The 21,593-nt window shown below is 53.7% G+C and carries 23 protein-coding genes and 1 tRNA gene; 8 read left to right on the top strand and 16 right to left on the bottom strand.

The window, feature by feature from the left end; genetic code table 11:
• Nucleotides 1-152: 152 nt before the first annotated feature.
• The gene (locus ACSOSI_RS18115; RefSeq protein WP_026142466.1) at nucleotides 153-449 is read right to left on the bottom strand and encodes a YfcZ/YiiS family protein; all 297 of its coding nucleotides are present in this window, start codon (nucleotides 447-449) and stop codon (nucleotides 153-155) included.
• Between the two features lie 405 nt (nucleotides 450-854).
• Here ACSOSI_RS18115 and fadL point away from each other — a divergent pair, with 405 nt between their 5' ends.
• Entirely contained in the window at nucleotides 855-2,177 is a 1,323-nt protein-coding gene (fadL, locus tag ACSOSI_RS18120) for a long-chain fatty acid transporter FadL (RefSeq protein WP_012146094.1), read from the top strand.
• 113 nt (nucleotides 2,178-2,290) lie between these two features.
• On the opposite strand, the gene mlaA is transcribed toward fadL, so the two are convergent.
• The 10 genes from mlaA to ccmA all read right to left on the bottom strand — a co-directional run bounded on the left by mlaA (nucleotide 2,291) and on the right by ccmA (nucleotide 10,152).
• On the bottom strand, nucleotides 2,291-3,049 hold the full coding sequence (mlaA, locus tag ACSOSI_RS18125) for a phospholipid-binding lipoprotein MlaA (protein ID WP_012146095.1): 759 nt from the start codon (nucleotides 3,047-3,049) through the stop codon (nucleotides 2,291-2,293).
• 35 nt (nucleotides 3,050-3,084) lie between these two features.
• The gene (gene ccmI / locus ACSOSI_RS18130) at nucleotides 3,085-4,296 is read right to left on the bottom strand and encodes a c-type cytochrome biogenesis protein CcmI (RefSeq protein WP_012146096.1); all 1,212 of its coding nucleotides are present in this window, start codon (nucleotides 4,294-4,296) and stop codon (nucleotides 3,085-3,087) included.
• A complete protein-coding gene (locus tag ACSOSI_RS18135; RefSeq protein WP_476705900.1) occupies nucleotides 4,296-4,769 on the bottom strand; it encodes a cytochrome c-type biogenesis protein in 474 nt (157 codons plus the stop codon). Before ACSOSI_RS18135 ends, ccmI begins: the two co-directional genes overlap by 1 nt.
• Nucleotides 4,766-5,317 (bottom strand): DsbE family thiol:disulfide interchange protein, encoded by a 552-nt coding sequence (locus ACSOSI_RS18140; RefSeq protein WP_012146098.1) that lies wholly within the window; start codon nucleotides 5,315-5,317, stop codon nucleotides 4,766-4,768. The genes ACSOSI_RS18135 and ACSOSI_RS18140 overlap by 4 nt, the downstream gene beginning before the upstream one ends.
• Entirely contained in the window at nucleotides 5,314-7,284 is a 1,971-nt protein-coding gene (locus ACSOSI_RS18145) for a heme lyase CcmF/NrfE family subunit (RefSeq protein ID WP_476705901.1), read from the bottom strand. Before ACSOSI_RS18145 ends, ACSOSI_RS18140 begins: the two co-directional genes overlap by 4 nt.
• Nucleotides 7,281-7,775, bottom strand: coding sequence for a cytochrome c maturation protein CcmE (ccmE, locus tag ACSOSI_RS18150; RefSeq protein ID WP_012146100.1), 495 nt, complete (start codon nucleotides 7,773-7,775; stop codon nucleotides 7,281-7,283). Before ccmE ends, ACSOSI_RS18145 begins: the two co-directional genes overlap by 4 nt.
• Nucleotides 7,772-8,008 carry a heme exporter protein CcmD gene (gene ccmD / locus ACSOSI_RS18155; protein WP_261434175.1) on the bottom strand — a complete coding sequence of 79 codons (237 nt, stop codon included), beginning with the start codon at nucleotides 8,006-8,008 and terminating at the stop codon, nucleotides 7,772-7,774. The genes ccmE and ccmD overlap by 4 nt, the downstream gene beginning before the upstream one ends.
• A complete protein-coding gene (locus tag ACSOSI_RS18160; protein ID WP_012146102.1) occupies nucleotides 8,005-8,742 on the bottom strand; it encodes a heme ABC transporter permease in 738 nt (245 codons plus the stop codon). Before ACSOSI_RS18160 ends, ccmD begins: the two co-directional genes overlap by 4 nt.
• 118 nt (nucleotides 8,743-8,860) lie before the next feature.
• Nucleotides 8,861-9,520, bottom strand: a complete 660-nt coding sequence (ccmB, locus tag ACSOSI_RS18165; RefSeq protein WP_012146103.1) for a heme exporter protein CcmB — start codon at nucleotides 9,518-9,520, stop codon at nucleotides 8,861-8,863.
• Nucleotides 9,520-10,152, bottom strand: a complete 633-nt coding sequence (ccmA, locus tag ACSOSI_RS18170; protein ID WP_476707279.1) for a cytochrome c biogenesis heme-transporting ATPase CcmA — start codon at nucleotides 10,150-10,152, stop codon at nucleotides 9,520-9,522. Before ccmA ends, ccmB begins: the two co-directional genes overlap by 1 nt.
• A gap of 251 nt (nucleotides 10,153-10,403) precedes the next feature.
• Here ccmA and ACSOSI_RS18175 point away from each other — a divergent pair, with 251 nt between their 5' ends.
• The 4 genes from ACSOSI_RS18175 to dsdC all read left to right on the top strand — a co-directional run bounded on the left by ACSOSI_RS18175 (nucleotide 10,404) and on the right by dsdC (nucleotide 13,378).
• Nucleotides 10,404-11,333 carry a formate/nitrite transporter family protein gene (locus ACSOSI_RS18175; protein WP_112363883.1) on the top strand — a complete coding sequence of 310 codons (930 nt, stop codon included), beginning with the start codon at nucleotides 10,404-10,406 and terminating at the stop codon, nucleotides 11,331-11,333.
• 130 nt (nucleotides 11,334-11,463) lie between these two features.
• A tRNA-Arg gene (locus tag ACSOSI_RS18180) sits at nucleotides 11,464-11,538 on the top strand.
• Between the two features lie 185 nt (nucleotides 11,539-11,723).
• Nucleotides 11,724-12,263 (top strand): DUF2058 domain-containing protein, encoded by a 540-nt coding sequence (locus ACSOSI_RS18185; protein ID WP_041419001.1) that lies wholly within the window; start codon nucleotides 11,724-11,726, stop codon nucleotides 12,261-12,263.
• A 185-nt stretch (nucleotides 12,264-12,448) separates the two neighbouring features.
• A complete protein-coding gene (gene dsdC / locus ACSOSI_RS18190; RefSeq protein WP_017893544.1) occupies nucleotides 12,449-13,378 on the top strand; it encodes a DNA-binding transcriptional regulator DsdC in 930 nt (309 codons plus the stop codon).
• 337 nt (nucleotides 13,379-13,715) lie between these two features.
• Here dsdC and ACSOSI_RS18195 read toward each other — a convergent pair whose 3' ends face one another.
• Together ACSOSI_RS18195 and ACSOSI_RS18200 are read right to left on the bottom strand one after the other, a co-directional pair.
• A complete protein-coding gene (locus tag ACSOSI_RS18195; protein WP_026142470.1) occupies nucleotides 13,716-14,639 on the bottom strand; it encodes a DMT family transporter in 924 nt (307 codons plus the stop codon).
• Between the two features lie 90 nt (nucleotides 14,640-14,729).
• On the bottom strand, nucleotides 14,730-15,020 hold the full coding sequence (locus ACSOSI_RS18200; protein ID WP_476705902.1) for a hypothetical protein: 291 nt from the start codon (nucleotides 15,018-15,020) through the stop codon (nucleotides 14,730-14,732).
• A 422-nt stretch (nucleotides 15,021-15,442) separates the two neighbouring features.
• Between ACSOSI_RS18200 and ACSOSI_RS18205 the strand changes: the two genes are divergently transcribed.
• Nucleotides 15,443-16,594: a porin gene (locus ACSOSI_RS18205; RefSeq protein ID WP_017893547.1), complete on the top strand. Its 1,152-nt coding sequence runs from the start codon at nucleotides 15,443-15,445 to the stop codon at nucleotides 16,592-16,594.
• A gap of 243 nt (nucleotides 16,595-16,837) precedes the next feature.
• Here the strand turns inward: ACSOSI_RS18205 and mltB are convergent, their stop codons facing one another.
• Nucleotides 16,838-17,923 carry a lytic murein transglycosylase B gene (gene mltB / locus ACSOSI_RS18210; RefSeq protein ID WP_026142471.1) on the bottom strand — a complete coding sequence of 362 codons (1,086 nt, stop codon included), beginning with the start codon at nucleotides 17,921-17,923 and terminating at the stop codon, nucleotides 16,838-16,840.
• A 289-nt stretch (nucleotides 17,924-18,212) separates the two neighbouring features.
• On the opposite strand from mltB, the gene ACSOSI_RS18215 reads away from it, so the two are divergent.
• Nucleotides 18,213-18,653 (top strand): type II toxin-antitoxin system HicB family antitoxin, encoded by a 441-nt coding sequence (locus ACSOSI_RS18215; protein WP_476705903.1) that lies wholly within the window; start codon nucleotides 18,213-18,215, stop codon nucleotides 18,651-18,653.
• A gap of 558 nt (nucleotides 18,654-19,211) precedes the next feature.
• A complete protein-coding gene (gene ypdK, locus ACSOSI_RS18220) occupies nucleotides 19,212-19,286 on the top strand; it encodes a membrane protein YpdK (protein WP_112349011.1) in 75 nt (24 codons plus the stop codon).
• 233 nt (nucleotides 19,287-19,519) lie between these two features.
• Here the strand turns inward: ypdK and alaC are convergent, their stop codons facing one another.
• Together alaC and ACSOSI_RS18230 are read right to left on the bottom strand one after the other, a co-directional pair.
• Nucleotides 19,520-20,755, bottom strand: a complete 1,236-nt coding sequence (alaC, locus tag ACSOSI_RS18225) for an alanine transaminase (RefSeq protein ID WP_012146114.1) — start codon at nucleotides 20,753-20,755, stop codon at nucleotides 19,520-19,522.
• A 121-nt stretch (nucleotides 20,756-20,876) separates the two neighbouring features.
• A complete protein-coding gene (locus ACSOSI_RS18230; protein ID WP_476705904.1) occupies nucleotides 20,877-21,413 on the bottom strand; it encodes a GNAT family N-acetyltransferase in 537 nt (178 codons plus the stop codon).
• Nucleotides 21,414-21,593 lie beyond the last annotated feature (180 nt).

Consider the following 21,593-nt stretch of genomic DNA (forward strand, 5'->3'; position numbering starts at 1 on the left):
AAGAGGTCTGACCTGATGGGGCCATTGTTAACCAAATGTTTACATTTGGCAAACCGTCAGAAGCGAAAACTGAGAGCAGGAGCAACTTTCCAGGGAGGGATTATCGGACAGGTGAAGGTGCGGGTAAGCCCCGCACCCTTTTAAAGCAGCAATTAACGCAGGCCGAGCTGGAAAATAAAGGTTTCTGCCTGGCAGGCAAAGGTGAAATCAGCCACCAGTTCTACACCACCGTCAACCGGTTTAATGCTACTGCTGATGTCGCAAGGGTCAGATTCCACACCCCGGGCTTTTTCAGTCAACGCGGCCAACATTTTCTCTGCATCCTGCTGATTGTTAAACACCTGGCTGTAGGACGCGGTGCAATCGGTATTGTCCATGACGGTGCCAACGTCAACACAGCAACAAGCGGCAGTTTCCTGGGCGCTACATTTATTAAGTGAATTTGACATGGTTAATTCTCCTCAGGGACCGCCATTACGCGCATCCAAATTGCCATTTAAACGCTGGCGCAAAGATACAAGGTTCTGCGCCTATTTTACTCTGCGGCGAAACCGATCACTAGCACTTACTTTTTATAGGTGTTTTAAGTGATGGAAATCACAAATGAAAATCGTTGTCTGCTAAGGAATGGTAAGAATTTTGTTATGTACCACTGGTTTTTTGTTAGCCAGATCTCTCTTTTGATATCAATTTGGAAATATTTCAAAAACAATGTTGCAACATTCTCACAGGTCGGACCTATAATTCAGCCACTGGTCTGATTTGTCTGAATGAGATCGGACCCTACAATCGCGCGCTTCCTTGTTACCTTATGTAACATGTTTAAATAATAAACACATAATGAGGTTTTGGTCATGAGCCAGAAAAACCTATTTACTAAATCAGCTCTCGCAGCTGCAGTGGCAATTATTTCTTCAAACGTGTCTGCCGCAGGATTCCAGCTGAATGAGTTTTCATCAGCTGGTTTAGGACGTTCGTATTCTGGCGAAGGCGCCATGGCAGATACTGCGGCTTCCGCCAGCCGTAACCCGGCCCTGTTGATGATGTACACCCGCCCGGAACTCTCCCTTGGCGCGGTATTTATCGATCCGGACGTAGACATTACCGGCAAGTCACCTTCCGGTGCCAGCCTTGACTCCAAGAACATCGCCCCTACCGCCTGGGTGCCAAACCTGCATTATGTTCAACCGATTAACGATCAGTTTGCCGTGGGCGGCTCTGTCACCAGCAACTATGGCCTGGCGACCGAATTCAACGACGGTTACACCGCCGGGGCTTACGGTGGTAAAACCGACCTGACCACCGTGAACCTGAACCTGAGCGGGGCTTATCGACTCAATCAACAATTCAGCTTCGGCCTGGGCTTCGATGCGGTTTACGCCAAAGCCAAACTTGAGCGTTATGCTGGCGAATTGCCGAAATTGATCGCAGGCTCTGGCCAGTTGCCTCCGCAATTGGCAGGCCCGGTATCACAGATCCCGGCTGATACCCAAATATCTCACCTGAAGGGTGACAAATGGGGCTTTGGCTGGAACGCCGGCATTCTGTATGAAGTGGATGAAAATAACCGTTACGGTTTCACCTACCGTTCCGAAGTCAAAATCAAGTTTGACGGCGACTACAAGAGCAGCCTGCCATCCGCCTATAACCCGCTGCTGGGCGCTCTCGGTCTGCCTATGGGCACCGACGGCACCACCATCCCCGGTTCTTTGGACTTGAACCTGCCGGAAATGTGGGAAATCTCGGGTTACAACAAGGTTGCACCGCAGTGGGCCATCCACTACAGCCTGGCTTACACCAGCTGGAGCCAGTTCCAGGAGCTGAAAGCTACCGGAAACAACGGTCAGACGCTGTTCGAGAAGCATGAAGGCTTTAAAGACGCTTACCGTATCGCACTGGGTACCACCTACTTCTATGACGATAACTGGACCTTCCGTACCGGTATCGCCTTTGATGACAGCCCGGTGCCGGCCCAGAACCGTTCTATCTCTATCCCGGATCAGGACCGCTTCTGGCTGAGCGCAGGTACCAGCTACGCATTCAACAAAGACGCCTCTGTTGACGTCGGTGTTTCCTACATGCACGGCCAGAAAGTCACCATCAAAGAAGGTCCATACACCTTCGAATCCGTGGGCAAGGCCTGGCTGTACGGCGCCAACTTCAACTACCGCTTCTAATCCTTTCGACGATGAAGCCAAAGCGCCCTGCGGGGCGCTTTTTTATTGCCTACTATTTGCCGGGCGAAAAAAAACCCGCCAGTCGACGGGTTGTTTCTGTTCGCTAACCGAGGTTATTGCGAGTCGATCTCGTCCAAATCACCCTGGATCGCCTGGGCGTTCGGGTTAACTTCCGGTTTCAGTGAACCACCGTTCGCCAGGAAATCGTTGCGCTGGAAGTAGGCCTCACGCACCATCAGGTATGGATCGGAAGAGTTACGCAACAGGCCGTCGGAATCGAGCAGCTCGGCACGGGTTTCAATCCCCTCAACCACCCACTTGCCTGCCGACATCCAGAAGGTCAGGTAGCTCAGCACCGGATAAAGGTCATCTGCCCAGTCACCGCCCTCTTCACGCAGGGTGAAACTACCATAGCCCGGCAACATCACATAAGGACCATAGCCGACACCGTAGTGCCCCAGAGTGCTGCCGAAACGGTTCGGCTCTTCGCGTGCCAGTTTCGGGTTAGCCATGCCAGCCACGTCGATCAGGCCGCCCATCCCCAACAGGGTGTTGAGGAAGAAACGGTTAAAGTGAATCATCCCCTTGTACGGATCACCTTTCAGGAAGGAGTTGACCATGCTGGCCGGCTCTTCCAGGTTGGAGGTGAAGTTGCTGATGCCATTACGCGCCGGCATCGGCAGATAGTCACGCCAGGCCACGGCCACCGGGCGCAGGACATACGGATCCAGGACGTTATAGTTAAAGTTGAACATCGTCCGGTTAAATCCTTCCAGAGGATCGGATCGCCCTTGTGGTTCATCTTGTGGCGTGCTGGCACAGCCCACCAATAACACCGTTGTGAAAGCCAGCCCAGTCAGGCGAAAGTTCATATTCTTCTCCATGAAAACACGTTCGGTCTTTTTATTCAGGGGACCTGTTTGTTTATCTGAACGTCAATCTGCTCTTTACCGCTGAAATTCTGCAGCGCACTCTCACCGAACCAGTCACCCGCCTGTGGCGTGGCCAGACCGTCCTGAGAAATCCGCACCCGCACCTTGACCTGATGCTGGGCCGAAAGCAGCCGCTCAGGCATCATGGCATTACTGTCATCCAGAGAGAATGATAGCGGGAAACGGCTTAAAGGCAGCTGTTTTACCGCCACCGGCACCGGATTGGCACCATCGGTCACCGAGATTACCAGCGTCCCCTGCGGCGGCAAAGCATTAGTCGCCTGCGGCGATAACGTCACGTTAACGCCAAGTTTAACAGTTTCTCCGCCTGCCTGTGTTTTTGCTTGTGCAATACTGCGCTTTATCACTTCGGCGCGTTGATCATTGGCCGGCAACAGTTTCAGCATGACCTGCCAGGCACCAATAGCCTGCTTGAAATCGCCCTGCTCAAAGGAATTAAACGCCAACAGGCTCAACACGCGCAGATTGGTATGATCTTCGGCGATCATCTTGCGCAGCATCTGGGTGGCCTGCTTGTTATCCTCTGGATCGTTGGAGCGCGTCAAGACTTCCGCATAACCGAGGCGCACTTCCAGACTATTCGGATCGAGCTGATAAGCATGGGCGAATGCCTGAGTGGCGGTGGTGGCGTTATTCAATGCCATGCCGACCCGGCCCAGCATCATCCAGTCGTTGATATTGCGGTCGTCCTGTTGCAACGCAGTACGCAGCCCCAGGCCGAGACGAGCAATCTCTTCCATGCTCAGCGGTTGGGCGCGCTCATTGCTAACCCGAGCGCGCAGTTCCGGCATTTGAGCTTCCACCTGCTGCCAGTCCAGCACCTGCGCCAACCCACCGGTTTTCAGATAGAACCCCAGGGTGACCACCACCAGTAACGCTACGCCGGGCACCAGTGCCCAACGGTTGATCGGCTTCGCCTGCACGTCCTGCTGACCGGGGATATCATTGAGCAGATTTTGCTGCAGTTCCTTCACCATCTCCGGACGCTCGGTAACCACGCCCTGATCTTCGTCCTGCTCCAGTTCGTGCAGGCGATCCTGATAAAATGCTTTATTCAGCGTATCGCGGCTAGCGGCAGTGCTTTTGTCGCTTTGGCGCATCGCCGGCACCACCAGTAACGCCGCAGCGCCGACCAGCAATACAATAATAATCAGCCAAAAAGCCATTAGGTTTTCTTCCTGTCAGTCTCTTTCAGCAGCGCTGCCAAACGCTGTTGCTCCTGCTCGGAGAATTCATCGTTAGCGTTAGCAGCACCGGCGCGGCGACGGCGAGTGCGCAGTATCACTACCGCACCGCCGATTAGCACAAACAGCAACGGGCCAAGCCACAGGATCAGCGTCGCCGGAGTCACCGGCGGTTCGTAGGTGACGAAATTGCCGTAGCGCGCCACCATGTAGTCGATGATCTGCGGCTTACTCTGCCCCTGCATCATCAGCTCATACACCTTGGTGCGCATGTCCGCCGCAATGATGGCGTTAGAGTCGGCAATGCTGTTGTTCTGGCATTTCGGGCAGCGCAGCTGCTCGGTCAGCTCACGGTATTGCTGTTCCTGCTCCACCGATTTGAACTGATAGGTATCAATAGCCGCAGCCGCGCTCCAGCTCAGCAGCAGAGCGAAGACCAGGGTCATCAGCCTCATGCCTCACCCCCGTATTTTTTGTACAGCGGCAACACTTCCTGCTGCCAGACGCGCTCATTCATATCCCCGGCGTGGCGATAGCGAATAATGCCTTGTCCGTCGATCAGGAAGGTTTCCGGCGCGCCATACACGCCCAGATCCAGCCCCAGCATGCCGTCGCCGTCATACAGGCTGAGCGCATAAGGGTTACCCAGCGAATTTAGCCAGGTCACCGCCTTACTACGATCGTCTTTATAGTTCAGCCCCACTACGCGGATACCGCGCGCGGCCAACGTATTGAGATATTGATGTTCGGCACGGCAGGTCGGGCACCAGGTGGCCCAGACGTTCAGCAGCATGGGTTTGCCATTGCGCAGCACCGCCTGATCGTAAGTCTTGCCGGGGCTTTCGAGCGATTCCAGTTTGAAGGCCGGTACCGGTTTGCCGATCAACGCCGACTCCAGCATGGTCGGATCCTCGCCACCGGCATTGCGCGTCAGTTGCACCATAAACGCTGCCACCAGCAGCAGGAACAGGATTAACGGGATAAACAGCAGTTTACGGTTCATGCCTGCTCCTCCAGCTTGCCTTCACGCTTGAGTTTTTTGCTCATCCGGTAGCGCGGGTCGAGAATACACAGGATACCGCCGACCGCCATAAATACCCCACCGAACCAGATCCAGCGTACGAAGGGTTTATAGTACAACCGCACGGCCCAGGAGCCGTCGTCCAGCTCTTCGCCCAGTGCCGCATACAGGTCACGGCTGAAGCCGCCGTCGATAGCCGCTTCGGTCATCATGCTGCGCGCCACGCTGTAGTAGCGTTTCTCCGCGTGCAGCGTCGCTTCCGGCTTGCCGTTGCGCGTGACGTCGATGATACCGACGCCGCCGGTATAGTTCGGCCCACGGATATCGTGCACATCACGGAACACAAAGTGATAGTTATGGATATCCACGCTGTCGCCAGCCTTCATGCGGACGTCGCGTTCCACGCTGTAGTTCTGGCTAAAGGCAATACCGATTACCGTCACCGCGACGCCAAGGTGACCCAGCACCATGCCCCAGTGACTGCGGGAAAGATGGCTCAGGCCACGCCAAAAACCGTGGCGATGAGTAGCACGTTCGTGCAGTTCCATCAGCGTCAGGATAATGACCCAGACCGCCATAATCAGCCCCACCACCGTCATACCGGCGATGCTGTCTTGCAACAGCCACGGCAACAGGGCTGACAGCACCAGCGTAATCACCAGCGCCACGCTCAGGCGACGCCACAGCTTGGTCGGTTCATCACGGCGCCAGCGCACCAACGGGCCGATGCCCATCAGCAAGGCCATCGGGGCCATCAGCCAGGTAAACATGGTATTGAAGAACGGCTCGCCGATAGAAATACTGCCCAGGCCAAGCTGTTTATGCACCAGCGGCAACAGCGTGCCCAGCAATACCACCAGCGTCGCTGCAATCAACAGTACGTTGTTGCCCAACAGGAAGGTTTCACGCGAGAAGGTTTCATGCTGCACCCGGCTGCGCACCTGGCCGCCTTTGACCGCGTACAGCAGCAACGAACCGCCGATCACAATCACCAGATAGGCGAGGATAAACATGCCGCGCGCCGGATCGGAGGCAAAGGAGTGTACCGACACCAGCACGCCGGAACGCACCAGGAAGGTGCCCAGCAAGCACAGCGAGAAGGCGGTAATCGCCAGCAGCACCGTCCAGGCCTTGAAAGTCCCGCGTTTTTCGGTCACCGCCAGCGAGTGCATTAGCGCCGTACCGGCCAGCCACGGCATAAATGAAGCGTTCTCTACCGGATCCCAGAACCACCAGCCGCCCCAGCCCAGTTCGTAATAAGCCCAGGCAGAACCCAGCACGATACCCATGGTGAGAAACACCCAGGCCGCGGTAGTCCAGGGACGCGACCAGCGTGCCCAGGCGGTATCCAGCCGGCCGGCCATCAGTGAGGCAATAGCAAAAGCAAAGGCCACCGAGAAACCGACATAGCCCATGTACAGCAGCGGCGGATGGAAAATCAGGCCGATATCCTGCAGCAGTGGATTGAGGTCACTGCCGTCGATCGGGAAATTCGGCAAGGTGCGGGTGAACGGGTTGGAGGTCATGATAATGAACAGCAGGAAACCCGCGGTAATCATGCCCATCACCGACAGCACGCGCGCCACCGCGTCTTGCGGCATCGCACGGCTGCACAACGCCACCGCCAGTGACCAACAGCTGAGCAGCAACACCCACAGCAGCAGTGACCCTTCATGGGCGCCCCAGGTGGCGGCGATGCGGTAATACACCGGCAGTTGCGTGTTGGAGTTGGCGGCCACATAAGCCACAGTAAAATCATTGACCACAAAAGCATGCACCAGGCAGATGAACGCCAGCGCGATAGCGGCAAACATGCCGTAGGTCAGCGGACGCGCCACCGCCATCATGCGGCGATCCTGACGCGCTGCGCCCCACTGCGGGTAAATGCTCAGCAGTAGCGAAATCGCCAGCGCCAGACACAGCAGAAAACTTCCCGTTTCCGGCATCATGATTTAGCGCCCTCGTTCTGCGGGGTGGCGTAAGCCGAAGCCGGCCCCTTATGGTTTTCTTTCATTGCGTCGGCCACCTCCGGCGGAGTGTATTTTTCATCGTGTTTCGCCAGCACTTCACGCGCGTTCACCACGTTGCCTTCGCCCAATACGCCCTGCGCTACCACGCCCTGCCCCTCACGGAACAAGTCCGGCAAAATACCGGTGTAGGTGACATCGATCGCGCCGCGCGCATCGTAGACCTTGAAGCTGACCTGCAGCGTTTTCTGATCGCGTTTTACCGAGCCGGGCATCACCATGCCGCCGATACGCAGGCGTTGGCCCACTTCCGGCTTCTCATGATTTTCGCCCTTGCCCTGCAGAATTTCGCTCGGGGTATAAAACAGATCGATGTTGGAGCGCAGCGCATACAGCATCAGGGTCGCGGTAAGCGCAACACCGATCAGCACTACGATCGCCAGATACAGGCGACTTTTACGACGTGGATTCACAATGATTTCTCCCGCGGGTTGGCGGATTTTTGTTTCGACTGCTGCGACTGACGAATGCGTCGTTCGCGCGCCTGACGGCGGCCGATCTCATCGAGCAATTGTCGGCGCTGCCAGAAAGTATGCGCCACCAGGCCCAGCAGCGAGAGCAGCGTAATGGCCACCGCCAGCCAGACGTAGAAGGCGTAGCCCCCCATGGCGAAAAACGCCTGCCAGGAAGTAAATGCGGCATTCATGGTTGGCGCTCCTTATTGACCAGCCCGGCGACCCACGGACGCTGACTTTCCTGAGACAAAATCAAATTGCGCAGGCGCATCAAAGTAAGAGTAATGAAGAACAGCAGGTAGCCGAGGATCGCCCAGCGCAGCGGGGTGCGCATGCTTGGCGCGATGCTCTGTTGCATATTGGTCGACCCCTGATGCAACGTGTTCCACCATTCGACCGAGAAATGAATAATCGGGATGTTCACCACCCCCACCAGCACCAGAATACCGGCGGCCCGGCCCGCCAGGCGGCGATCCTCAAAGGCGTTGTACAACGCGATAATGCCGATATACAAGAACAGCAACACCAACTCGGAGGTCAGGCGCGCGTCCCACACCCACCAGGTGCCCCACATCGGCTTGCCCCAGGCAGAACCGGTGACCAGGGCAATAAAGGTAAATACCGCGCCGACCGGCGCCATCGCCGCGACCACCGTATCGGACATTTTCATCTGCCACACCAGGCCGATAAATGCCGCTACTGCCATGGAGCCATAGATCCCCATCGACCACATGGCGGCCGGCACATGGATATACATGATGCGGAAGCTGTCGCCCTGCTGATAATCCTTGGGTGCGAAACCAAAGCCCCATACCCAACCCAACAGCAGGCAGGCCGCTCCGGCCAGCCCCAGCCAGGGGATAAAGCGGCCACAGACACGATACAGCCGTTCAGGCTGGGCAAACTGATGTAACCATTTCCACATTGTCGTCATTGCTCACGGTAAATTTATACGGTGGCCGCCCTGTTGACCAAGGCGACGAAAATTACTGGTGCGGTGCAACACGCTCTTGATGGCGTTAACCCGCATTTCAATATGTTAGCTAGTGCACGCTCACTCGCAGCGCTGCTGCGGTAGCGAACGGTGCCAGCGTGATGCTGCCCGCCAGCATGGCACCCAGAATTGCCAGGTAACCGTCTATTGGCATCCCCATAGAGGCGGCATCGATGGCCGCGGTGGAAAATATCAACACCGGGATATACAACGGCAGCACCAGCAGGCTAAGCAGCACGCCGCCCTTGCGCAGCCCGACGGTCAGCGCCACGCCGATAGCGCCAATCAGACTCAGCGTCGGCGTACCCAGCAGCAGCGTAAATGCCACCGCCAGCCAGGTATTGATATCCAACGACAGCAACAACGCCACCAGCGGCGACAGGATTAACAGGGGTAGGCCTGTTACCACCCAGTGAGCACATACTTTGCCTAACACCGTCATTGGCAGCGGCGTCGGCAGCAACAGCAGTTGCTCCAGCGAGCCATCAAGAAAGTCATCGCGAAACAAGCGTTCCAGCGACAACAGCGCCGCCAGCAGCGCAGCGACCCAAATAATCCCCGGCGATATACGCGCCAGTAACTGCGGCTCCGGCCCAATCCCTAACGGAAACAGCGTGATAACAATCAGAAAGAACCACAGCGGATTAACGATTTCCGACCCTTTGCGAAAGGCAATCTTCAGCTCGCGGCGCAATACGGTCAAAAACATCAAACAGTCTCCATGCGGTTTTCCGTCAGGCTGATTTTACCTACCGCCTGAGTTACGCCGGCCAAATCCTGATGGGTGGTCAACAATACCATGCCGCCCTGCTGCGTATGTTGCTCAAAAAGGCTAATTAATTCAGCCACGCCCTGCTTGTCGATGGCCGTCAGCGGCTCATCCAGGATCCACAACGGGCTGTCGCTGAGCCACAAACGCGCCAGGGCAACCCGGCGTTGCTGCCCGGCGGAAAGCTGCGCCACCGGTAAATCCTCATAACCCACTAACCCTACCTGCTCCAGCGCCTGCCAAATGGCCTGACGATCGGGAACGCTACTCACCGCCTGGTAAAACTGCAGGTTCTCAAAGGGCGTTAACATGGTTTTAATCCCCGGCTGATGGCCAAGGAATAACAAATCCTGATGGTAACGTTCACGATGGCGCAATGTATTTTGCCCGTGCCAGTGGACTTCACCGCCCTCCGGGCGCGCCAGGCCGGCCAAAATGCGCAGCAGGCTGGTTTTGCCCGCACCGTTCGGCCCTTCCACCTGAATAATATCGCCCGGTTTCACCGTAAAGCTTAACGCGCTAAACAGGGTGCGTTCATCGCGGACGCAACTCAGATTTTTAGCTTCCAGCATCGGAGAACTCATATTTTTCTTTGGGATAGCGATCATAGCATAAGCCATCTGCGGCACGTAGCCCGCCGCAGGGCACTCAGCTACTCCAATAGGGGTAATATTGCGCCCCAGATCAATAATGCGAAGAAAAAACCGGCGGCGTTAAACTCTTGTTACTTTTTTCTGCAATTTGCGACCTGGCTTTCGGCCTACCGATGGGCCAGCTATGCTTAATCCGTGACCCCGGCAGCAGTTTAAGGAGAGAGCAGATAATGAGCGACTCACAACAGCGCCCGAAGACGGACAGCGACGATCCTCTGCAGGTGGAGAGCAAAGAGCATGAACAGGGCAAGAGTGAAATCGAAGTAAAGGAGCAGAACCTGCCCTCACGCGCGGCGGCGGTGCATGAACAGATCCGCATGGAGGGTGAGAAAGAACTGGAGCGTGACTGGCTGGCCTTGCTGTGGTCGGCGGTGGCCGCCGGGCTGTCGATGGGGGCCTCCCTGATGGCCAAGGGTATTTTTCACGCCCGTTTGCCGGACGACCCCAGCCGCTTCTTTATCGAGAATATTGGCTACACCTTTGGCTTTATCATCGTGATTATGGCCCGCCAGCAGCTGTTTACCGAAAACACCGTAACCGCCGTACTGCCGATCATGCACAAACCGACGCCGAGAAATTTCGTCATCCTGTTTCGCCTGTGGGGCGTGGTGTTGCTCGGCAACCTGATTGGCACCGGGCTGGTGTCACTGGCGTTTATTCACATGCCGATTTTTGATGAAAACACTCGCAGCGCCTTCGTTAGCCTGTCGGAAGAAGTGATGCAAAACTCACCGTCAGAAATGTTCGCCAACGGTATTTTGGCCGGCTGGATCATCGCCACCATGGTGTGGATGTTCCCTTCCGCCGGGGCCGCCAAGATTTGGGTGATCGTCCTGATGACCTATCTGGTGGCGATCTGCGATCTGACCCATATCGTGGTCGGATCGGTAGAGATCCTTTATCTGGTGTTTAGCGGTGTCATCCCCTGGCAAGATTTTATCTACCCGTTCGCCATTCCGACGCTGGCCGGCAACATTATCGGCGGCACCTTTATCTTTGCGTTAATCAGCCATGCGCAGATCCGCAATGATATGAGCGATAAAAACAAAGCGGCGCGGCTGGAGGCAGAAAAACAGACTGCCAGGGCGAGAAAACCGTGATCGCGGTCAGTGCAGCACGCGAAAATCAGTGCATATTGGCGATGGAATGAGCAAACGCACCGCTAAGCGCTTATTCTGCGGGTAAAAAAAGGTATACTGCCCCGGCAGCCTCAGGTTGCCAGCCCGCAGCGTCCCCGTAGTTAAACGGATATAACAAGCCCCTCCTAAGGGCTAGTTACTGGTTCGATTCCAGTCGGGGACACCATAAGCCTATTACCCCCCACTATCGAAATCCGCAAAAACCGCGCCACACAAGACCTTAAGCCATTTTCGTCGTCTAAATACTTCGGTGTTATCAGCATGATGCGTGAGCACATCCCACAATCTGGCACAGATTCCAGGATTAAAGGTATAATCGCAGATACTATTTACTCGATTTTAGAAACGAACATGACAAAACTAACATTACAAGAGCAGATGCTTAAAGCCGGATTGGTCAACAGTAAGAAACTGGCGAAAGTGCAAAAAACCGCTAAAAAATCACGCGTTCAGGCTCGTGAGGCCAGAGAGGCGGTGGAAGTCAATAAAAAGGCACAAATCGAACGTGATAAACAGCTGAGTGAGCAACAAAAGCAAGCTGCCCTGTCTAAAGAGTATAAGGCTCAGGTAAAACAGTTAATTGAAATGAACAGGATCGTTATTTCAAAAGGAAATATCAGCTATAACTTCACAGACAATAATTTAATTAAAAATATCAATGTGGATAAAACGACTCAAACTCAGCTAATTAATGGTCGTCTCGCCATTGCGCGTCTGCTTGCGGAGAATGGCGTTGATAGCGAATACGCAATTATACCCGCGATCGTGGCCGATAAAATTGCGCAACGTGATGCGAGCAGTATTGTGTTAAATGCAGCGCTTAGTCAGGAAGCACAGGACGAAGAAGATCCTTATGCCGACTTTGTTGTTCCTGATGATTTGATGTGGTAGGAAAAAAGCACGTACTGCTATCACATAGCTGTCATATATTGCGGCATGTTAGTTTAGGGCAATGGGCTGTGACCATTGCCTTACCTCAAAAGACCCTATTCTCACAGTCATCCAAGAATAAATCGTATTTTAGTTCCACTGATTAAAATGTTAATATTGCTCTGTGTCGCGAATGGAGTAATAGCATGTTCCCCAACAAGAAATATTCACAACGGGCCAATCCGTTAACCAGCTATCAATTTTCACGGTTGCATACTTTTGAATGCGTCGCTCGTCACCTCTCCTTTTCATTGGCGGCGGAAGAACTGTCAATTACCCCCAGCGCTGTAAGTCACAGAATCAACCTACTGGAAAAAGAGCTGGGCTTTCTTTTATTTCAGCGTTTTCACCGCAGAATTACGCTCACACCGGAAGGAGAGCGGATGCAATGGTCGTTAAGCAACTCCTTCGATGCCCTGACTCAGGAAATTCTTGATATTAAAAACCGTGAGCTGACGGGCACCCTGACCATTTATTCCCACCCCTCCATCGTCCAATGCTTGCTGATTCCGCGGATCGGCGAATTTATTGCCCAGTACCCCACCATTCATTTGAACATTCTCACCGGGCAGGAGAATATCAACCTGGCCAACCGGGGCGTTGATTTAGCACTGTACTTTGGGCTTCTGCCGTCAGGCAAACAGCTGGACGAAACCTTTATGTCGGAGTCCATGGTGCCGATCTGCACTGCGCAATACGCCAAAACGCATGACCTCTACAATGCTCCTGAAAACCTGGCGCACTGCACCCTGTTGCATGACCGGTATAATTCGGGTGAAGACGAATGGCTGACCTGGGCACAACATTTTGATTTAGGGCTGGATACCGACAGCAAAAGCATGGAGTTCGATCGCTCAGATTTGGCGGTGCTGGCGGCGACACAGCATCTTGGCGTCGCCATGGGCCGACTCAATCTGGTGCAAGACTGGATCAAAAGCGGTGAACTGATTATCCCCTTTACCAACATGACCCTGCCCTGCGAACACTGCTATTTTGTGTCGACCATTTCCGAACGTCAGTGGCCGAAGATTATCGCGTTCAAACAGTGGATGATGAAAATAGAGCCTCTGGTCTGATTGCCAGAGGCATTGGCCGGTGGTTTAAAAAGGATTACCAAGTCTTGGGAGTATAAGAAAAATCGAGTGCGCAGCTGTATAACTGCCCGGCCTTTGAGTAATAAATATGTTTGCGGCTGTTATCCCATACCACAGTATAGTTATTGGAAAATTTTATTATCTCGACCGGCGTCTGGTTAGATAACCGACCACGCTTAGTACTTTTCACCACAAAAAAATCGCCATTATCACTGAGCGTGATCAAAGGATAACCCCAGGCATATTTCGATATTTGCATAGTGATGGTGAATTGGCTTTCACAACTTATTTGATAGGTATTAACATCAACATCCATAGTTTATATTTTAGGTACAATCCCTCTGTTGAGATAAAATAAATAAGAACAGCTCACGACAATCAAACCTAAAACGATCAGGATAGAACCCAATACAAATTCAATCTGCAGCGGCTCCCCCAATATCACTACCCCGGCTAAAATACCAAAAATGGGCGTCATAAAGGTCAGAATGCCCAACGAGGACGCCTGATAATCACGCAGCAGAGAAAACCAGATCAAATAGCTGATAAAAGAAACCACCAGCGTTTGGAATATCAGGCTGGTCCAGGCCAATGCCGTCAGGTTGAAATGAACGCTCTGCGTGGTTATCGCCAGCAGAGATAACAAAATGCAGGCTCCCGAGAGCTGAAACAATAATGTTTGTTTTGATGAGCAGTTTGCCAACCCGGTAGTGCGAATGACAATGGTTGAGCCGCCCCATGACATTCCCGCCAACAGCCCGTAAATATCGCCACGCAATGAGTTCTCTGCGCCCGAACTGTCACTCATCCCGGAGATGGCAAGCACCACGCCGCCAAAGGCGATGGCAATACCGACCCATTGTATCAACGACAGCCGCTCATGGCGGATAACAAAATGCAGCCCGATGGCGGAAAACAAGGGGGCAGTATACAAAAATACCGCCATATGCGATGCGCTGGTATAGCGCAACCCTTCGGAAACGAAGAAGAATTCCAACGCGAATAAAAAACCAACGCACAGACCTGCTAACAGCGTGGGGCGATCAAATACGAACTTTTCGCGACGATAACGCGCCAGGAGATAAACCGCCAAAGCGGCAATGCCCGACCGAATGGCGATTTGCAGTACGGCAGAAATGTCCGGCTCGGCGGCCTTGATCGCCACCTGCTGCAGCCCCCATATGGCGCATATCATCATCATGGCGGCGGCAGCTCTGCTATCTATGTTTTTTCTGGCACTCATCACACCACCTCAAGCCGCTTAAATAAAAACACACCCTTCCCTCACCGCTAATAAAAAGGTGATGGATAAATCCGAGAAAAATATAAAAGGTTAGTCTTTATAAACCACTATTTCCTGGTACATCTTAATGACTTCATTATCACTGTCGACTTCACCGGTATATTCCGTTTGTTGCGCCACGTGGGTCACCTTCCAGCCCCGCTTGGCCAACTCAGGGATGGTGACGCGCCCAATATCACGACAGGTAAAGACCGTGTCATCACTCAGCCTGAGATTACCAATACTTGCATAATCATAAACTTGTGACTGGCAAACGTGCGACTCAGCCGCCATCAAGGGTAATGGCAACAGACCGACAATCAACATTAAACACTTTTTCATAGCCCTCTCCATGCCTCTTATTAACCTTATCCATTTCGCAGATATTACCTTGGTTAATTACGTCATATCCGCTTATTTAAATATTTTTCTGCGCGATGAAATTACACGATATATACCATTCACTGACAAGTGAAAAATATAAACCTTCGTGTTAGCTGAATTCATCCGAACATCATCGTCATTGCTGCGCCATTAAGTTAAGTTTTTACACCGCCTGGCGGCATCGCGACACTTCCCTGCTGACAGTTACAGAAAAAACCAATAATTAGCAGGAAAAGTAACTTTTTGTGACGCACATTGTGTTACATATGCATTTCGCTTTACCCACGCTAAAAGCAATGAAAACGCTCAGAAAATTTCCTGAGCAAATCACTGATGCCAGAAGGTTCAGTGAGGTCGGCAAGTACACACAGGGATAAAAAATGACATACAAATTGCGCGCATTAACCCAGGCAATTGCTCTGGGACTGGTCGTTGGCAGTGCTTCTTTCGCCGCCCAGGCTGAAATTACCCTGCTAAAGCAGGATCCACAGGCGGGCGATCCGCTGAGCCGTCTTAATTTTACCGTCGGCGGCAGCATCCGTCCGCAGTTCAACAATATGACCGGCGATGGTGATAAAGGCTCTTACAAACGTAACGGTTTTGACGGCGGAACCCGCTTCCGCTTCGCCGCCGATTACTACCTGTTCGACGACATTAGCTGGATCAGCTACTACGAGCTGGGGGTGAATATCCCTGCGCTGTTCAACTGGGATAACCACTATGCAGAGGGCGCCAACAACACCAGCCGCCGTATGTTGTACACCGGTTTGAAAAGCAAAACCTGGGGACAATTGACCTTTGGCCAACAAAACAGCGTGTATTACGACGTGGTTGGCGCCAAAACCGATATCTGGGATTACGACATGCTGGCCCAGGCTCCGGGGAACGGCATCAACGGGGATTACGACGGATCTTACCGTTCACGTAAAATGCTGAAGTACAAAAATACCTTCGGCGATGCGGATGTGTATGCCTCCTATCTGTTCAGCGATAACGAGTATCTGCCGGGGAATGGCCTGCGCTACAAGCGCGAGGGCGGCGGTTCATTGGGTGTGGATTACCACCTGACGCCGGACCTGACCTGGGGCACCGCGTGGAACTATACCCGCGCCGAGATGCGTGACCCTGCCACCCACGCTACGAAAGATTATGACCAGAACATCCTGGGTACCGCGCTGAGCTGGAAACCGGATAACTGGACGCTGACCTTTGGCGGCGGCTGGTACAACAACTTCCTGACCACCAAAAAAGCCGACGTTAACGACTACTTTGCCGGTGACGCCTGGGGTATTGAATATCTGGCCGGTTACACCGTGCCGGTAGGGCAATATGCGGTGAAATCCGTGATGCCGTACTTTATGGGCGACCGTTTGCAGTACGTCAGTGGCCGTGACTATCAGCGTATTGATAACGGCCTGGGCGTGACCGTACAATTTGATTACGGTTTCCGCGTCGATGTGGAACACGTGCTGACGTCAAGCACTGACAACCTCGGTGATATGACGCTGGTGCGTCTGCGTTACGATTTCTAATCGCTACCGACGTAAAAAAGGCCGCTTCCGCTTAATGCCGATCAGTTAAGCAAAGTTCTGAATAAGAATGTACGACGTTGTTTAAGTGGGCGTCCCCCTCTCCCAAGGGAGAGGGCCGGGGTGAGGGGCTTTCGCGTAAGTAGGTATCCCCTCACCCTAACCCTCTCCCAAAGGAGAGGGAACAATATCACCTTAACTTACAAGCATTACGCTTCCGCGGCCTTTTCCATTAATGACACGACATCAGAATCCGCCGCGCGCCGAACGGCCCACCGCTTCGCCCAACTGCCACACCGCCATCGCATAATGGGTACTGTGGTTGTAGCGGGTAATGGTGTAGAAGTTGGGTAAACCGTACCAATACTGGTAGCTGGTCCCCATATCCAGGCGCAGCAGGCTGGCTTCCTGATTGCCACCAAGCGACCCTTGCGGCGTCAGCCCAGCTTCCGACAAACTGGCCACCGAATAGCGGGTTTTAAAGCCATTTTCCAACCCTGGTGCCTGGCCGCTGGCCGGCACGGCCACAGGTTCACCCTTGGTCCAGCCGTGCGCTTTAAAGTAGTTGGCGACGCTGCCGATGGCATCCACCGGATCCCACAGGTTAACGTGCCCGTCACCGTTGAAATCAACCGCATAACTCTTGAACGAGGACGGCATAAACTGACCGTAACCCATGGCGCCGGCGAAGGAGCCGCGTAGCTCCAGCGGATCATCCCCTTCGGTACGTGACATCAACAGGAAGGTTTCCAGCTCGCCGGCAAAGTAATCGGCACGGCGCGGATAGTCGAACGCCAGAGTAGACAGCGCATCGATAATGCGGGTTTTACCCATCACGCGGCCCCAACGGGTTTCAACGCCGATAATGCCGACAATGATCTCTGGTGGCACGCCATAGGTCTGATAAGCACGCTGCAGCGCGTCCTGATACTGATTCCAGAACTGCACGCCGTTTTGCACGTTATCCGGCGTAATAAATTTATTGCGGTAACGCAGCCAGGAACCATTAGGGCCGGACGGTGCCTGGGTCGTTGGCGTCGGCGCCTGACGATCCATCAGCCGCAGTACAGAGTCTAACCGCCTGGCCTGGGCCAGCACGTCATGCAACTGCTGCCGATCGAAACCGTGTTCCTGCACCATTTTATCGATAAAACGGGCGGTGTTCGGATTGTTGGCAAAATCGCCCCCCAACGGCTGACCGGAATGCGCTGGTGTCAGCAGAAAACCGCCTTTCACGGTGTTGTCCTGAGGCGTGGCTGGGGTCGACTTCGGCCCGCTGCTACAGGCAGTGAGTAAGGTAAGCAGAGGGAGAAGAACAACTAAATGACGCATCGGATATCCATATAAGCCAGGCCAGTGATAAGTGTGGGTTATGTTAATCCATTGTCAGGTGCGAACAAACCGGATTATGTCGCCGATCACACCGCCACAAGCCAAAACTCAAGAAAACGTGACGGGCAGCACAGAAACAACGAAAGACTTAGGGTAAGTAGCTGCACCAACGGCAACCAATACCCGCTGCCAATGAGAACAACTATCATCTCCACCCGGTACAACACTGGCTATCTGCGGGCCAAGCGGTCACAATGCCGCACCACTCCCGGCCCAAACAGGAAATACCATGTCTTGCCACTACCCCGCCCAATACACCTTTGATAACGACAGCGACGCCTGGCAGATTCAGTTTCGTGATTTTCCTCAGCAACAGGCTGCCTGCTATAAGCGTGAAGACATCGAACTGGAAGCACAGGAAAGCCTGCTGATTGCCATCGCGCTGGAAATGGAAGAAGGCCGCCCGGTACCGCCCCCTTCTCGTGCCTTGCCGGATGAGCTGGCGATCCACCTGCCGGTGCTGGTTAAACTCAAGCTCGAGTTGCATAACATCATGCTGGCCGATACCACGTCCAAAGCCAGCCTGGCGCGTAAACTGGGCTTTAACGCCGGCCAAATGGACCGCCTGTTGGATGTGGCCTATGCCTCCAAAGTAGAAGCGCTGGAACAGGCTCTTTACCTGTTGGGATATGAGGTAAAAACCTCGGTAGCAGAGATCCGCCAGCAATAAGAAAAATATTTTATTCGGGGGCTAAATTTTCTCCATTTTTCGCCGATGTGTTCATTACCGAATCATCAAGAGCAAAAAGTGAAGGCTAAAAATGGAGTGGAGCCGCCGCAATATCTGGGCCGTAATTCTGCTGTGTTGCCTTGTCTTCTGGGCCATCCTGCTGACCGGTGCCAACGCCGTCGCCTGATCCCTTTTCATAACATCACAGCAAGCATAATTATAAAGCCCGCTTCAGCGGGCTAATCCTTTTTTGCCTGATGAAAAAGGTAAATAAAAATCGTTTAGAAACAGTCACACCTGGTTAAAAAACCGTCAAAAAGTGTGATCAAAAACACAGTATTGTAATCAGGCTGAGATTGGGAGTACATTAACGCCGATCCTGTCGTGGTTCATGTTTTACCTCACGGACTTTGAAGCACGACAACCGGGTAATCTGTGGTCAAGGACGTTGTTCTTCCTCTTGAAGGATCCGCCTCTCCACCACCGACTATCCACAAAATACTCAGCACAACAATCGGGATCATTGGCTTGCGAGGGACTCCAGAAGGGAGTTGTTCAGTGAAATATTTCGTATTTGGCGTTTCATTCATGTTGGTTACATGGATTGGCACCTTTATGCTGATGGTTGCATAACCAAGGCATAACCGGGAATAAAGATCGGGAATATAGATAAAGGGGCGCACAGCGCCCCTTTGTTGTTTCTGAATGGGGCTATTTCCCCGGCATCATGCGGCGCAGAGTGTTATCGACTGCGGTACCTGCCACTCTTCGAGCGGCGAGTGGTAGCCGGTGTGCCATGCCGCCGACGCAATCCCACCGAACCAACATCAGTAAAAAACCGGCGTGAATACGCCGGCCTGAAGTGATTATTTGGTGGTTGCCGGGCTGCTCTTGGCCGGTTTGATCAGCCCATCAGCCCGGAACATGGCTTTGATGCCGCGAACGGCCTGACGGATACGATCCTGATTTTCTATCAGCGCGAAACGCACATGGGTGTCACCGTAGTCACCAAAGCCAATGCCCGGCGATACGCACACCTTGGCTTCCGCCAACAGACGTTTGGCAAACTCCAGTGAACCGAGATGCGCATAAGGCTCGGGAATTTTGGCCCAGACATACATCGCCGCTTTCGGGTTTTCCACCATCCAGCCCGCTTCATGCAGCCCTTTCACCAGCACATTGCGGCGCTGACGGTACTGTTCCGCAATATCCCGCACGCACTGCTGATCGCCTTCCAACGCGGCGATGGCAGCCACCTGCAACGGGGTGAAGGTCCCGTAGTCGTGGTAACTCTTAATCCTTGCCAACGCGTTGACCAGCTCCGGGTTACCGACCATAAAGCCGATGCGCCAGCCCGCCATGTTGTAACTTTTCGACAGTGTGAAAAACTCCACCGCGATATCCTTGGCGCCGGGTACCTGCATAATCGAGGGCGCTTTCCAACCGTCATAAACGATATCGGCATAGGCCAGATCGTGGACTACCAGCACATCGTACTGTTTGGCCAGCGCGACCACGCGTTCAAAGAAGTCCAGCTCTACGCACTGGGCGGTCGGGTTTGACGGGAAGCCGAGGATCATCATTTTCGGACGTGGAATGGTTTCACGAATGGCGCGCTCCAGCTCACCAAAGAAATCCACTCCCTCCACCAGCGGCACCGAACGCACCTGAGCGCCGGCAATCACCGCACCATAAATGTGGATCGGGTAGCTCGGATTCGGCACCAACACGGTATCACCGTGGTCGAGTGTCGCCAGCATCAGGTGTGCCAGCCCTTCTTTTGAACCTATGGTAACAATGGCTTCGCTTTCGGGATCGATCTCCACCTGGTAGCGATCGGCATACCAGCGTGAAATGGCACGGCGCAAACGCGGGATCCCCCGCGAAGTGGAGTAGCCATGGGTATCGTCACGCTGGGCAACGGTACAGAGCTTTTCCACAATGTGCGGCGGGGTTGGCCCGTCGGGGTTGCCCATGCTGAAATCGATGATATCCTCGCCACGACGGCGCGCAGCCATCTTGAGTTCGGCGGTGATGTTGAATACGTAAGGGGGAAGACGTTCAATACGCGTGAAACGGCGTTGCGGACTATTATCAGCCATAGATACCTCGAAGAGACGTTAGCGCCCGGACCATCCGAGCGACGCTGGCCAACCTAAAGATTGACCGGATATTGAACATATCCCAGCCTCGACTGGCTTGTCGAGACCCAGTACAACTTTTTTATTCCCCGGCCTTAAATTCCCTCGCCAGCAGCCCGAAGTGCCAGTCATCACACCACTCCGCCAGCCGGTAATTATCGCGCAGCGTACCTTCCAGCAGAAAGCCGCAGGACTCCAGCAACCGGCGCGAGGCAATATTGCCTGCGGTCACCGTCGCGGTCAGCTTATGGAAACCGCAGCCATTAAAACCAAAGTCCAGCACCGCACGCAGTGATTCCTTGCCATAGCCCTTACCTTGCGCGGACGGCAGCAAGGCGTACCCCACTTCCGCCTGTTGATTAGGCTGCCACATCGGACGAAAACCGGTCATGCCAGCCACTTCGCCGCTCTCTTTCTCTCGCAACACCAGGCACAACCATTGATCCAAATGCTTGTCCCAGGTTGGTAAACGGGCCTCGAAACGACTGAGGATGCCCTCATCGCTGTACGGGTCGGAGATGTAACGGATCACATCAGGATCCTTATACAGGCTTAAAAACAGCGGCCAGTCATCGGCAGTCAACGACTCCAGGGTCAAACGCTCAGTTACCAACTTCATTGCTTCTGTCTCCTAAAAACAAAGATCTCCGAAAAACGAAAATGGGGAAGTTACGAATGAAAGATATCCCTTTATTTTCCCCTATTAAATCCAGATAATCATTAACGTCAAAACAACAAAACCATAACGCCTTACCCGGTCCCCTACAACCGTCCGTCGTTGCCCACCCGCAACACGAGG

This window comes from Serratia sp. AR11 (genome assembly GCF_056376275.1).